9 protein-coding genes are annotated in these 13,711 nt (G+C 74.2%); 6 read left to right on the top strand and 3 right to left on the bottom strand.

Features of this window, described 5'->3' with window-relative positions; translation table 11 throughout:
• Positions 1-75: 75 nt before the first annotated feature.
• Genes OG753_RS35860 through OG753_RS35835 form a run of 6 tightly spaced genes read left to right on the top strand, consistent with a single transcriptional unit; the run spans position 76 to position 8,155 of the window.
• On the top strand, positions 76-1,281 hold the full coding sequence (locus tag OG753_RS35860) for a glycosyltransferase (RefSeq protein ID WP_327265919.1): 1,206 nt from the start codon (positions 76-78) through the stop codon (positions 1,279-1,281).
• Between the two features lie 8 nt (positions 1,282-1,289).
• Complete coding sequence (locus OG753_RS35855; protein ID WP_405791521.1) at positions 1,290-2,264, top strand: DUF6895 family protein; 975 nt, start codon at positions 1,290-1,292, stop codon at positions 2,262-2,264.
• Between the two features lie 38 nt (positions 2,265-2,302).
• Positions 2,303-3,499, top strand: coding sequence for a radical SAM protein (locus tag OG753_RS35850; protein ID WP_327267030.1), 1,197 nt, complete (start codon positions 2,303-2,305; stop codon positions 3,497-3,499).
• 2 nt (positions 3,500-3,501) lie between these two features.
• Entirely contained in the window at positions 3,502-4,431 is a 930-nt protein-coding gene (locus OG753_RS35845) for a DUF6895 family protein (RefSeq protein WP_405791519.1), read from the top strand.
• Positions 4,428-5,990, top strand: a complete 1,563-nt coding sequence (locus OG753_RS35840) for an MFS transporter (RefSeq protein ID WP_405791517.1) — start codon at positions 4,428-4,430, stop codon at positions 5,988-5,990. Before OG753_RS35845 ends, OG753_RS35840 begins: the two co-directional genes overlap by 4 nt.
• An 11-nt stretch (positions 5,991-6,001) precedes the next feature.
• Positions 6,002-8,155, top strand: coding sequence for a prolyl oligopeptidase family protein (locus OG753_RS35835; protein ID WP_405791515.1), 2,154 nt, complete (start codon positions 6,002-6,004; stop codon positions 8,153-8,155).
• A gap of 55 nt (positions 8,156-8,210) precedes the next feature.
• Here OG753_RS35835 and OG753_RS35830 read toward each other — a convergent pair whose 3' ends face one another.
• The 3 genes from OG753_RS35830 to OG753_RS35820 form a co-directional block, all read right to left on the bottom strand.
• Positions 8,211-10,043: a BTAD domain-containing putative transcriptional regulator gene (locus OG753_RS35830; protein WP_405791513.1), complete on the bottom strand. Its 1,833-nt coding sequence runs from the start codon at positions 10,041-10,043 to the stop codon at positions 8,211-8,213.
• Positions 10,044-10,278: 235 nt separating this feature from the next.
• On the bottom strand, positions 10,279-13,242 hold the full coding sequence (locus OG753_RS35825; RefSeq protein ID WP_405791511.1) for an AAA family ATPase: 2,964 nt from the start codon (positions 13,240-13,242) through the stop codon (positions 10,279-10,281).
• Between the two features lie 120 nt (positions 13,243-13,362).
• Positions 13,363-13,563: a hypothetical protein gene (locus tag OG753_RS35820; protein ID WP_327265912.1), complete on the bottom strand. Its 201-nt coding sequence runs from the start codon at positions 13,561-13,563 to the stop codon at positions 13,363-13,365.
• Between the last annotated feature and the right edge of the window lie 148 nt (positions 13,564-13,711).

Raw genomic sequence — 13,711 nt, 5'->3', positions numbered from 1 at the left:
AGATCCTGCCCAGAGCCGGGGGCCCGCGGCCACCCTGGCACCGGAGCAGCGCCACGCCGTAGGGAGCGGCACCTCATGAAGATCCTTCTCTGCCCGCTCAGTGACGGCGGCTACCTCCATCCGGCGATCGCGGCCGGCCGGGAACTACGGCGCCGGGGCCATCACGTCAGCGTGCTGGGCCGGTCCACCGCGGCGTCCGTCGCCGCCGATGCCGGACTGCCGTTCGCGGCGGCGGAGGACTTCGGCGGCCACCGGGCGTTTTCCGCCACGTGGTGGGGGCCGACCGGCGCGGCGCAGTACCGGGCGACGCTGCGCGTGGCCAAGGAGACGGGGGCCGACCTGCTGGTCACCTCCGTACTGTGCAACGGCGCCCTGCTCGCCGCCGAGGCACTGGACATCCCGGTGGTGGTGGTCGGGCTCTCGGTGCACCTGTGGGACTACCGGGCCGGCGGCGACGACGAGCCGCATCTGGGGCGGACGCGGCAGAGCCGGACCCATGACTGCCTGCGGATCCACGCCGATGTCCGGGGGGAGGTCGGTCTGGCGGGACGGGCCTCACGGTGGGGGGACGAGCCGCTGCTGGGCGACGCGTTGCTGCTGCGGGGGGATCCGGAGCTGGAGTATCCGGGTGCGCGGCTGCCCGAGCGGGTCCGGCACGTGGGGCCCCTGTCCTGGGAACCGGCGCCCGACCCGGCGGAGGTCGAGGCGATCGGGGACCATCTGGCGCGCAACGGCAAGCCCGTCGTCTACGTCCATCTCGGCCGCTTCTTCGAGGGCAGGAGCCTGTGGCCGCGGCTCAACGAGGCCTTCACCGGTGGCCGGTTCCAGGCCGTGGTCGAGCAGGGCCGTTCGACCGACCCGCGGCCCGCCGCGGAGGCCGACATCCTGCTGGTCCGCAAACGATGGATGGGCCCGCTCGTCGACCGCGCCGGGCTCGTGCTGAGCAGCGGCACCTCCGCGCCCGTGCTGGCCGCGCTCCTGCGCGGCCGGCCCCTCGCGCTGTCACCCAACGGCTCCGAGCAGCCCCTGCTCACCGGCGCCTGCCTGCGGGCCGGCGTGGCCGTGCACTTCCCGAACAACCCGGCCGTGGAGGCCTCGGCGCTGCTGGAGTCCGCGTGGCGGGACGACGGTCTGCGGGCCCGTGCCCACGCACTCGGCGGCAGACTGGCCGCCACCGACAGTGCGGCACGCGCGGCCGACATCGCCGAGCGGGTGGCCGGCGCGTCCGCCGCTCCCACGGCCGGCGCACCCCCCGCCTTCCCGGCCCAGGCCGTCTGTTGAGGAGAACCATGAGTACGCGATCAGTAGGCATGGACGAGGCCGCGGCCGGCCTGTCGGCGGGCGCGCGGCGGTGGATGGGGCTGCACGCGGCCTACCTCGACTCCCCGGCCGCGCACGCCGAACTGCCGGTGACCCCACGGGTGAAGGCCCTCCTGCAGCTCGCGATGCTCCGCCGCTACTGGGAGAAGTGCGCGCCCTCGGACCCCGCCCTGGCCGAGGTGACCAAGGTGGTCGAACACGTCTGGCAGCGGCCCGACTTCCCGCAGCTCCTCACCCTCGACGACAGGTACGCACGGCAGTTCGAGCTGATGTACGCGGCACTGGCACCGGCCGGCGCCGCCGCCGACGCGCCCCGTGCCGTGCTGGCCCGGCTCTCTGCCGGCAACTACCTGACGCCGGGCCGCAAGCCGCCGTTCCTGCATCTCGAGGCCAGGTTCTACGCCGATCTCGCGGGCGCCCCGCACGGGTTCGCCCCGTACGAGGAGCTGTACGAGGCGAGTCCGCTCCCCCGCGCCGCCACACTGGCCGTGGCCGACCTGGACGGCTGCCAGGTTGCGCACACCCTTCTCTACCTGAGCGACTTCGGCCTGCGCGATCCGCTCCTTCCCGAGGGGGAACGGGCGCGGGCGCTGCGCGTGGTGGAAAGGCTGACGGACCACTGCGTGGCGCTCGGCGACTGGGACGTCGCGGCGAAGCTGCTGCTCGCCCAGTACTGCCTGGGCGCGGATCCGCTGCGCACCCCCTCCGGCGCGGCCGCCCTGCGAATGCTCGCCGCGGCCCAGGCCCCCGACGGAGCGATCCCCGGACGCTCCGCCACCGAGCGGCTCCCGGCGGACGCCACGCCCGTCGAGTACTTCCGCAAGTCCTACAAAGTGACCCTCGTCGTGGCGCTGGTGACGCTGATCGTCACCGGCGGCCGGACCGACGACCCCGCCCTGACAGCGGCAACGGCAACGGCAACGGCAATACGGGAGACCCTGTGAGCATCGACCAAGCGGTGAATATCGGCCTGCCCGTGAAACTGAGCCCGGCCGCCCCGCCCGCACCCCTCCCCTTTGGCGCCCGTCTCCTGAAGGGCGAGCGGAACTGGTGGTTCCTGGGCCCGGGCGGGGTGGCCCGTCTCCGCGACCACCACGTCTCCGCCGACGGAGCCCTGCGCCCCGACGCGGAGCAGCGGCTGCACGAGAGCGGGATGTTCACCCCCGGCCGGATCAGCGCCTATTCGCTGACCGTCCTCACCAGCACGCACTGCAACCTGGGCTGCGGCTACTGCTTCCAGAACACCGCCCAGGACCAGTTGGGCGGCAGCCGGCCGCCCCGGATCGCCCAGACCCGCCTCACCTCGAAGACCATCACCGAGATCCTCGGCTTCACCGAGCGGCACATGGCCGCCGTCGGCCTGGAGAAGCTCAGGATCCTGCTCTTCGGCGGAGAACCCCTGCTCAATCCGCGCGGCTGCCTGGAACTGCTGGAACGGGCCGCGGGGATCGCGCCGACCTCGGCCTGGATGATCTCCAACGCGACGCTGCTCACCCCGTCCCTCGCCCGTCGGCTCGCGGACCTCGGACTGACGTCCGTCCAGGTCACCTTCGACGGCGACCGCGCCGACCACGACCGGATCCGGGTCGGCCGGGCGGACGGCGGCGCCACCTTCGACAAGATCGTCGGCAATATCGCCAAGGCCTCCGAGGGCACCGCGCTCCAGTGGACGCTGCGGGTGAACGTCTCCCAGGAGACCTTCCACGGCGTGGACGCCCTGGTCGACCGGCTCGCCGCCGCGCTCGACCCCGCCCGGTGCACGCTGTACTTCGCCCGCATCGGCGACGTGGGGGTCGGCTACGCCAACAGCCTGCTGCACACGGGCGAACTCCCGGCCGCCTTCGCCAGGTGGCAGCGCCGGGCCTTGGACCTGGGCTTCACCGTGAGCCGCCCCGGCGCCCGCAAGTCCTGTGCCACCTGCGGTCACACCGACGGCCGCTACGGCGCGGTGGTCAGCGCGGACGGCACCCTGGCCAGCTGCTGGGAGACCGCGGGCAAACCCGACTGGGAGGTCGGCACGGTTGCCGACGGCTACCTGCCGGGCGCGAAGACCCGCGACCGCTGGATCGGCTGCCAGGACCTCTACCGCTACGACGAGGACGCGCGGACGCTCGCGAGGTTCGGCGACGACGTCGACACGGCCCTGCTGGACTACCTGGACGAGACGGGGCGCCTGTAGCCATGTCCTCACCCCTGGAGCGGCTCTGCGCCGGCGCTCTCGGCTGGCTGCGCGGGAACCTGGACCACTTCGACCCGTTCTCGGCGAGCGCCCGGTCGGCGACCCACGGCAAAGCGAAGGCGGCGCTGGAACTGGCCCTCCTCTGCCACTGTGCGGCCCGCCTGGCGGACCCCCCGGAGGCGCTGGGCGAGGCCGGGTCCCTGGTCCGGGGGCTCTGGCAGGACCCGGATTTCCCGCGGCTGTTCGCCGACGTCCCCAAGCACGCCTCCGCATACGGGCTGATCTACGCCGCGCTGGCCCCCGCCGCGATCGACACCGCCCAGGTCCGGGCGACGCTCGCCGGGCTCGACCCCGGGTTCCTCACACCGCTCGGGAAGTCCCCGTACCAGCGCATCGAGATCCGTCACTACGCGGACAAGGCCGGGGTCCGCCACACCGTCGAGCCGTACGCCGAGCTCCTGCCGCACAGCCCGCTCGTCGCGTTCCGTGCGGCCGGGCCCCAGGAGGCGGCGGCGCAGGACGGGGCGCCGCTCACCGGCCCGCAGGCGTACGCCGTGACACACACCGCCTTCTACCTCGGCGACTTCGGCCGGACCGCCCCCGGGCTGGGCGAGGACGCCCTCGCGCACGCCGGGGACCTGGTCGACCGGTTGCTGCGCCACTGCGTCCGGCGCGAGCAGTGGGACCTGGCCGCGGAGCTGGTCCTCACCCGGTTCATTCTGGGGAGCGAACCGCTGGACACGCCCTCGGGAGCCGCCGCAGTGGAGTGCCTGGTCCGGGCCCAGCGGCCCGACGGGGCGATCCCGGGGCGGTCGGCGGCGCTCGCGGCGCACCCGTCGGCCCCGGGCGGTGAGTTCTTCCGGAAGGCCTACCACACGACCCTGGTCACCGCCCTCATGGCTCTGATCGTCTCGTCGCCGAGGCCGTCATGAGACCGCGGCTGACCCTGATCAACCGGGACTACACCCGGCTCTGGATCGGCCAGGCCGTCTCGTCCGTCGGGGACGCCGTCTTCAGCACGACGCTGGTGCTGTGGGTGGCCACCGTGCTGGCGAAGGACGAGTCGTGGGCGCCGCTGGCGGTCAGCGGGATCGTGATGGCGTCGGGTGTAGCCGTGCTGGCCATCGGTCCGCTCGCCGGCGTGTTCGTCGACCGCTGGGACAAGCGCGCCACGATGCTGCGCACCGAGGTGCTCCGCGGCGGCCTGGTGGCCGTGCTGGCGGCCGTCACCTTCCTGCCGGCCGGTACGCTCCCGAGCGGTGTCTGGCTGGCCCTGATCTACGCGACCGTGCTCCTGCTCCACGCGGCCGGCCAGTTCTTCTCCCCCGCGCGCTTCGCGGTCCTCGCGGACCTGGTGACCGGGGACGCCGACCGCGCCCGGGCGGCCGGCATCGGGCAGGCGACCGCCGAGACGGCCTGGATCGTCGGGCCGCCGCTCGCCGCGCCGCTGCTGTTCACCGCCGGGCTGCAGTGGGCCCTGCTCCTCAACGGCCTCACGTACGCCGTGTCCTACGTCGCGATCCGTTCCATCGGCGTACGCGCTCCCGGCGCGGGCCCGGCCCGGCAGGGCGAGGCGCAGAAGCCCGCCGAGCGCAGGAAGGGCGCGCTGCGACGGGAGTTCACGGACGGGCTGCGCTTCTTCGCGGGCAGCCGGTTCCTGGTGGCGCTGCTCCTGCTCGCCGTCATAGGCCAGTTCGGGGTCGGGACCCTGGGCACCCTCAACGTCTTCTTCGCCACCGACAACCTCCACGCGGACGCCCACCTCTACGGATACCTCGGCATGGCCATGGGTGCGGGTGGCATCGTGGGAGCGCTGTGCGGGGGCCGGATGGTGCAGTGGATCGGGGCGCGGCGGACCACCTGGACCGGCCTGCTGGTGAGCGGTGTGCTGCTGGTCGCCTACTCCCGGCAGACCGGCTTCCTGGGCGGTGTCGCCCTGCTCTTCGTCTTCACCGTTCCGCTCACCATGCTGAACACCGCGATGTCACCGCTGCTGCTCGCGGCGGCGCCCCCGGAGTACCGGGGCCGGGTGATGGCCGTGTTCTATCCGGTGACCCGGCTCGCGTCGATGCTCTCCGCGGCCCTCTCCGGCTGGCTCGCCGGATCCGTGCTGCATGACGTCGGGGGCTCGCTCGGCGGGCTCCGGTTCGGCCCCGTCGACACGATCATCGCCGCGTCGGGGCTGATCGTCGTCCTGGCCGGTTTCTTCGCGATGGCGGCCCTGCCCGGCAGGCAGGGCTCGTCGCACGACGATTCCCGGCCGAGGACCGGACCGCAGACACGGCCGCAGACACGGCCGCAGACCCCACCGAAGTCCCGGCAGAAGACCCGTCCGTTCGCGCACGGACGCCTGACACGAAGGAGGACGGACATGCCCGACACCGGTACGGCGGACCCTGGGCCGACGGAGAGCGAGGACATCGAGGTCGTCGCCCACAACGACGACGAGGAGCTCTCCGCCTGCGTCATCAACCGGTCCAACGACCTCTGACCCACCGACGGATGAGGGAGCAACGAGTGAGCCCGGAGCCCCGCCGCTACCCGCACGCGGAGCGGCAGGACGTCGTCGAGGAACTGCACGGTCTGCGCGTTCCCGACCCGTACCGCCCGCTGGAGGACGCCGAGTCCCCCGCGACACTCCGGTGGGGCGCGGAGCAGGACGCGCTCTACGAGGCGCAACGGGCGTCCTGGACGGACCTGGAGCACTGGAGGGCGGAGGTGGCGGCGATCGACGCCGTGGACCGCGCCCGGGCTCCCGAGGTCCGCGGCGGCCGGGTCTTCTGGCTGCGGCAGGACGCCGGTCAGGAGCATCCGGTACTCATGGTGGCGGAGGCCGGGGCGGACACGCCGGAGCGGGTGCTGCTGGACCCCGGTGCCCTCGACCCGTCCGGACGCACCGTGCTCGACGCCTGGGAGCCCTCCGTGGAGGGCGACCTGCTGGCCTTCCAGGTGTCCCGGAACGGCACGGAGGACTCGGTGCTCCAGGTGCTCGACGTGGCCACCGGGAGGATCGTCGACGGGCCGGTGGACCGGGTGCGGAGGTCGTCGATCGGCTGGCTGCCCGGCGGTGAGGCGTACTACTACGTCCGCAACCTCGCCCCTGCGCTGCACCCCGGCGAGGGGCGCTACCACCGCCGGGTGTGGCTCCACCGGGTCGGCACGGACCCCGCGGCGGACGCCCTTGTCTTCGGCGAGGGCCGGGACAGGACCCAGTTCTACAGCGTCAGCGTGACTGCGGACGGCCGCTGGCTCGGCGTCACTGCCACGCTCGGCACCGGCCGCGGCACCGATCTGTACCTAGCCGACCTGTCGCAGGGGCCGCTGGAGCGGCCGGAGCTGCGGCCCGTCCAGGAGGGCATGGACGCCGCCACCCGCCTGCACGCGGTGCCGGGCACGGGACCGCGGGACCTGGTGTGGCTGCGCACCGACCGCGACGCCGCCCGCGGACGCGTCGTCGCGTGCCGGCCGGCGGAACTGCACCTGGGCCCCGGCGCCTGGCGCGAGGTGATCCCCGAACGGCCCGACGCGGTGCTCACCCACCTCGTCGTACTGTCCGGCCCGGAGCTGAAGCACCCGCTCGGCCTGGCCGCCTGGACCCGCGACACGGTTGCCGAGGTGACCGTGCACGATCTGGTCGAGGGCCGGCAGACCGCCACGGTCCCGCTGCCCGGCACCGGAGCGGTCGGCGACTTCTCGGCCGGAGCGCCCGGCGGTCACGAGGCCTACTTCGCCTACACCGACTTCGTCACACCGCCGCGGGTGCTGCGCTTCGACGCCCGGACCGGTCGGGCGACGCGCTGGGAGCGCGACGCCCCGGACGCCCCGGGCGTCGGCGGTGCGGTCACCCGCCAGGTCGCCTTCCCCTCGCGGGACGGCACGACGGTGCGCATGTTCGTGATCTCCCCCAGCGGCCGTCCGGACGTGCCGCGCCCCGCGCTGCTCACCGGCTACGGCGGCTTCGGCAAGACGATGTCCCCCCGGTACCGCGCCCAGGTCCTCGCCTGGGTCAGGGCCGGTGGGGTGTTCGCCTGGGCGGGCCTGCGCGGCGGCGGCGAGGAGGGCGATGCCTGGCACCGGGCGGGAAGCGGGCGGAACAAGCAGAACACCTTCGACGACTTCGCCGCGGCCGGCGACTGCCTGCTCGCGGAGGGCTGGACCGAGCCGGGCCGCCTCACGATCATGGGCGGCTCCAACGGCGGGCTGCTGGTGGGCGCCGCGCTCACCCAGCAACCGGGGAAGTACGCCGCCGTGGTGTGCATGGCCCCCCTGCTGGACATGGTCCGCTACGAACGGTCCGGCCTCGGGCCGAGCTGGACGCCCGAGTACGGCAGCGCGCAGGATCCTGCCCTGCTGCCGACGCTCTTCGGCTACTCCCCCTATCACCGGGTCACGCCCGGGACCGCCTACCCGGCGGTGCTGCTGGTGGCCGCGGACGGCGACACCCGGACCGATCCGCTGCACGCCCGCAAGATGTGCGCCGCCCTCCAGCACGCCTCTCGTGGCACCGGTCCGGTGCTGCTGCGGCTGGAGCGCGGCGTCGGTCACGGCGACCGGTCCGCGTCCCGCGGGGTGGCGCTGCAGGCCGAATGCCTCGCCTTCCTCGCGGAACAGGTGGGGCTCCCCGCCCCGGGAGGGCCCGGCCCGGCGACCCCGTGACACGCCTGCTTCGGTCGCCCGACGGGGGCGGCCGGAGCGGGCCTCGGGGCGCCGCTCAGCCCGAGACCGGCACGGGGATCCCGAGCCCCGAGCCGCGCACGTACATCCGTATCAGGTGCGGCAGTTCGTACTGCGCCGCGTGCGCGGTCACCTCACCGCAGGGCGAAGTCACCATTCCGGCGTCGATGAGCGCCTCCACCTTCCGTACGGCGTGCCGCTCGTCGCAGCCGAGGGCCTCGGCCGCCTCGGTCAGGCCGAAGGGACCCTCCCCGGTGCCCGCGGCCAGCCGTCCCGTGTCCCGGCCCCATTCCTCCGGCAGCGCCTCCCAGCCGTGGGCCAGCCACCGCCGGACGGACACGTCCCCGGAGGCCAGTTCGTCCAGCGCCCCCGCGGGGTCGGTGAGCCGGTCCGCGAACTCCCGCAGCGGCACGTGGCGGAGCACCGCGAGGCGCATCCCGCTCACCCGGACCGCCAGGGGCGAGCCGCCGCAGGCGCGCACGATGCGCAGGGCGGCCTCCCGGTCGGCCCGCACCCGGCTCCGGCCGACGAGCCCGGCGAGCAGTTGCATCGACTCGGCGGTGCCGAGCGGTGGGACGCAGATCCGGTGCACGGGCGCGAGACCGCCCAGCTGGCCGCGCGCGGTGAGCAGCATCCTGCCCCGCCCGCCGCACGGGAGCAGCGGTCGTACGGCGCGTTCGTCGGGCACGTCGTCCAGGATCACCAGCACGCGGTGCTCCGCAAGCCACTCCCGCCACGCCTCGGGCCCGGACAGCCCGATCCGGCCGGTCCGTTCGCCGAGCTCCGCGAGCACCGTCGGCAGCGGGCGGGTACGGCCGTCCTCGTCACGCAGGGAGACGCAGAGCCGCCCGTCGGGGAACCGGTCGCCCAGCAGATGGGCGGCCCGCACGGCGAGCGCGGTCTTGCCGGCCCCGGCAGGGCCGGACAGCAGTACGGTGCGGCCGGCACCGTCTGCCTCCAAGAGGTCCATGAGAGCGCCCAGTTCCTCGCCGTGTCCGGTGAAGTCGACGAGGTCGGGCGGCAGGGCCGTCGATGGCCCTGCCGCCGATGACACAGCGGCCGGCGGCCGGGCGGCCCCGCCCGCCCCGGACCGGCCGTCACCCGCGAGGATCATCCGGTACCGGGCCGCCATCGCGCCGCCCGGATCCAGGCCCAGTTCCCGGGCGAGGAGCTGCCGGTAGTCGTCGTACGCCGCGAGCGCCTCGGCCTGCCTGCCCGACCCGCTCAGCGCGCACATCCAGGCGGACCGGAGCCGCTCCCGGAGCGGGTGCCGCTCCACCAGGTCGCGCAGCCCCTCGACCACCGCCGCCGCGCCGCCCAGCTCCAGCTCCGCCTCCGCCCAGCTCTCGTAGGCGCTCAGGTGGTGCAGCTCCAGCCGCTCGGCCTCCTCCGTCAGCCGGGGCGACTGCCGCAGATCGTCGCCCAGCGGTGGCCCCTGCCACAGGTCGAGGGCCTGGCGCAGCAGTCGGGCGGCCGTGCGGGGCTCCTGCCCCTCGGCGGCCCGCACCAGGGAGCGGAACCTCAGGAGGTCGAGCTCGTCCTCCGCCACGCGCAGCACGTAGCCGCCGCCTGTGTGGGCGAGCCGCGGCCGGTCGCGGTCGTCATCCGCGAGCAGCGCGCGCAGGGCGCTGACGTACACCTGGAGGTTCTTGCGGGCGGTGCGCGGGGGCTCGTCCTGCCAGACCGCGTCGGTCAACGCGTCGACGGTCACCGGGCTGTTGGCCGAGCCGAGCAGGGTTGCCAGCACGACCCGCTGCTTCAACGGGCCGAGGGGCAGCGTCCGGTCGTCCCGGTGGACCGTGAGCGGGCCGAGGACGGAGAACCTGAGCAGGCCGGGTGGCACTGCGGTCTGCGCTGACGGACTCGGCATCGAGCGGACCTCCGTAGGGGTACGGGAGTGGGTCGGTCCCCTCGATGATCCACGGCGCGTACCCGTCACACATCGGGGCCGGGCCCGTACAGTCGTGCCGCCCGTGACGGTGTCATGGGGGACCGGGCCCCCATAAAGTCGGGGGCGTCCCCCATCCCGGCGGCGCAGGGTGTCGCAGAGCACCGGGGGCGGGGATCTTCACTGCAGGGGTGGGGTGTTGAGGGCCGGACGCCCTTCAGACATCCGCGTGCTCCGCCGACAGGGCGCACAGGGCCGAGCGGTCAGCGGAGCCGGTCTTGGTCATCAGGCTCGCCATGTGCTTCTCCACCGTACGGGGCGAGATGGACAGGCTCTGGGCGATCTGCTGGTTGCCGGGCCGCTGTGCGAGCAGCACGAACACCTCGTACTCGCGCGGCGTTACGCCCGCGGTGCGCAGAGCCGCGGGGATCCGCTCCCGGCCGCCCCGGCGCTGCGGGACGCTGGCCCCCGCCTGCCGCAGGACGGCCCGGCAGGCCCCGGCCAGCGGGGGTACGCCCGCCTCGTGGAAGTACTCCTCGGCGGTCCGCAGCCAGGCGACCGGCTCACCCCAGGAATCGGCGAGCGCCGCCTCTGCGGTCAGACGCAGGGCGAGGTGCCACGCCTGCGGAAACACCGTGGCCGCACGGCCGGCCCGCTCCACGGCGCGTTGCGCACCGGCCGCGTCGCCGTCCCGGCCACGCAGCACCGCGTCGGCCATGCCGAGGAACATCCTGTTCCAGGCCAGCTGCCCGCCCGGCGAGGCCAGCGCCTCCCGGTACGCCTCACGGCCGCCCTCCTCGCCGTCGAGGATCCGTAACAGGGGTCCGAGGCCGTACCGGCCGCTGAGGTAGAAGAAGCTCGGGTGCTCCCGCTCCCACGCCAGCGCCGCGTCGAGCTCGGTCCTCGCCCGCTCCCGGTCCTCCCCCATCAGCGCGCCCATGGCCTGGCACAGTCCGCGCTGCAGGGGAACGAGCATGGACTCCTCCCCACCTGCCCGGCGGAAGCGGGCCAGGGCTCTTTCCTGATCGCGGGCCCGCCCCTGGTGGGCGGCGAGCGTGGCGTCGACGAGCAACAGGTAGCGGTGGGTCGACAGGTTCTGGAGTCGGGCGCTGGCCTCCACCGACCGCTCGACGATCCCCCGGGCCCGGTCCCATCGTCCGCCCAGCACGCTCTGCATGGCGAGCAACCCGTCGACGGCCTGGAGCAGGGCCAGCGAACCGAGTTCGTGAGCCGCCGTACGGGCGGTCTCCAGACGGGTCGCCCCACCGGTCCGCATGAACGCGTTGGTGCCCAGCCGCACCAGCGCCTCGGCCCGGTACACCGCGAGCCGGTGCTCCTCGGCGACCGCCAGCATCCGTTCCAGGCAGGCGTCGGCCTCGTCGAACCCGCGTTCCCGGGACAGCACGGCCAGCAGCTGCCACGCCTGGCAGGCCACCACGGGCCGGCCGCGTTCTTCCGCCGTGAGCGCGGCGCTTCGGGCGGAACGTTCCGCCTGCTCCAGCCGCTCACGATCGCCCTCGCCGCCCCGGTCCACCGGGCCGCGCCCCTCGCCCCGGCCGTCCCGCTCCGGCAGCAGCGCGAGGTGGCCCTCGACCACCGCGAGCGCCGCCTCCTGCTCCGGGCGCGGGGCGACCCCCAGCACGGCGCGGGCCGCCCGGATCCGGCGGCGCGCCTCGTCCTGCTGCTCCGCCATGGTGGCGACCCACGCGACCTGCGTGTGCGCCTGGGCCCGTTCCTCCGCGGCACGCGATCCGATGGGCGCCGGCGCAAGATCGTCGAGCAGGGCGGCCGCCTCGTCAAGCCGCCCGGACTCGGCCTGGGCGATCGCCAGCTGCACCGTGACCTCGTCCCGCTCCTCGTCGGCCGCGAGCCCCCGGGCGCGCTCCAGCAGCACGGCGGCCGAGCCGGACGCACCGGCGTCCAGCATCTGCCGGCCGACCTGGGCGAACTGCCGGGACGCCGCCACCTTGTCGCCCGCCGCCAGCCGCAGGGTGGCCACCAACTGACGATGATCACCCGGCAGTTCGGCGGCGCAATCCTCGATGGCGGAGGCCGCGCGCCGGGCCAGCGCGGCCTGCTCGGCGGGCGGCAGCGAGGCCCTGAGCGCGTCCGCCGTCAGAACGTGACGGAAAGTGTAGTGGTCGTGGGCGGCCCCGTCCGGGGCGATGATCCCCACCTCGGAGGCCGACCGGAGATGGGCGAACAGCGCCCGGTCGTCGAGTCCGGTCACCGCCCTGAGAGCCCCGACGGAGAACCGGCCGCCGAGCGTCGCCGCGACGAGCAATAACTCGCGCACCGGTTCGTCGAGCCGGTCCAGCCGGCGCGCCCAACTGCGGACCGCGCCCGTCGGTACCGTCGCCTCGCCGTCCTCCTCGAGCCGCCACCCGCCGTCGGCCCTGCTCAGCCGTCCCGTGTCCAGCAGGTCGGCGAGGAGCACCTCCACCAGGTACGGGTTCCCGCACGCCCACTGCGCGAGGTGCCGATGCACGGCCGGGGGCACCTCACCCGGTCCGACGTCCAGACACGCGGCCGCCATGTCCCGTACGGCGGCTTCGTCCAGCGGCCCCATCTCACCCAACGAGGCGGTGTTGCGCAGCTCGGCGGCGAGCGCGAGGTCCAGTGCGGGGCCGGGGTCGGGCCGGAGCGTGCCGACCAGGAGGACCGGCAGTTCCGCCACGTTGTCGACGACGTATTCGACGACCGCGATCGTCTCGGTGTCGGAGTCGTGCAGGTCCTCCAGCAGGATCACGCAGCCCCGCTCGCGGCCGAGCACCGCCAGTAACCTGAGCAGCGCCTCGGCCAGTTCGACCAGTGAGATCGCATATCCGGGCGCCACCGCGTCGGCCCGCCACTCCGGTACGAGGCCGGCCAACGCGGGCCGGTAGGGCTGGAGTTCGGGATCGTCCGGAGCACCCGCCGCCCGGAACCGGGAGGACAGCGCCTCGACCAGGGGCCGGAAGGGCACGACGAGCCCGGTGGACGTGGCACGGCCGCGCAGCACCGGCATGTCCCGGTCGTACGCGCGCAGGGCGCACTCGCCGGCCAGCCGGGACTTGCCGATCCCCGCCTCCCCGACGAGGAACACCGCCCGTCCGGCACCTTTCCTGACGCTCTCCAGGGCCTCGTCCAGCAGCCGGATCTCGGCGTCCCGCCCCACGATGACCGACGACGTCGCTCGCATGGGCGCAGGCTACTTGATCTTTTTCACGCACGGCAGAGGGCCGGGGGACCCCCCGGCCTCCGCTCGATCAGTCAAGACGTCATCCCGGCCAGATCACCGGTCGACGTTCCCGTCCTCCCTTCAGAACAGCGTGAGGGATCCGGTGGTGAAGGGCATGTCCAGGGAGGCGGCGGTGTCGGAGTCCGACGTCCTGAGCAGGCGGCTGCGCAGTCCCAGCGTCCCGCTCGCCCCGAACGTCACCTCGCCCAACGGGTGGTCGTGGGCGGCGGTCTCCGCGCCGGCGCTGCTGTCGACGTACCTCACCGAGTCGTTGATCTGCATGGTCGTCGTCCGTTCCTCGTAGCCGCAGGAGTGGTGGTCTTGCTGAGCTGTGCGGTGGTGCGGTGTGTCGGGTGGTGCGGTGTGTCGGGTGGTGCGGTGTGTCGGGTCGTGCGGTGTGTCGGGTCGTGCGGTGTGTCGGGTCGTGCGG

It is taken from the genome of Streptomyces sp. NBC_00029, assembly GCF_045160505.1.
In the GTDB taxonomy this organism is placed as follows: Bacteria; Actinomycetota; Actinomycetes; order Streptomycetales; family Streptomycetaceae; genus Streptomyces.
The sequence above is the reverse complement of the archived record's forward strand: the minus strand, read 5'-3'. Positions and strand labels throughout refer to the sequence as shown.

Excerpts from the sequence above, each read along its gene's own strand:
- OG753_RS35860 (WP_327265919.1), top strand. The coding sequence starts at position 76 with ATGAAGATCCTTCTCTGCCCGCTCAGTGACGGCGGCTACCTCCATCCG.
- OG753_RS35855 (WP_405791521.1), top strand. The coding sequence starts at position 1,290 with ATGAGTACGCGATCAGTAGGCATGGACGAGGCCGCGGCCGGCCTGTCG.
- OG753_RS35845 (WP_405791519.1), top strand. The coding sequence starts at position 3,502 with ATGTCCTCACCCCTGGAGCGGCTCTGCGCCGGCGCTCTCGGCTGGCTG.
- OG753_RS35840 (WP_405791517.1), top strand. The coding sequence starts at position 4,428 with ATGAGACCGCGGCTGACCCTGATCAACCGGGACTACACCCGGCTCTGG.
- OG753_RS35835 (WP_405791515.1), top strand. The coding sequence starts at position 6,002 with ATGAGGGAGCAACGAGTGAGCCCGGAGCCCCGCCGCTACCCGCACGCG.
- OG753_RS35830 (WP_405791513.1), bottom strand. The coding sequence starts at position 10,043 with ATGCCGAGTCCGTCAGCGCAGACCGCAGTGCCACCCGGCCTGCTCAGG.
- OG753_RS35825 (WP_405791511.1), bottom strand. The coding sequence starts at position 13,242 with ATGCGAGCGACGTCGTCGGTCATCGTGGGGCGGGACGCCGAGATCCGG.
- OG753_RS35820 (WP_327265912.1), bottom strand. The coding sequence starts at position 13,563 with ATGCAGATCAACGACTCGGTGAGGTACGTCGACAGCAGCGCCGGCGCG.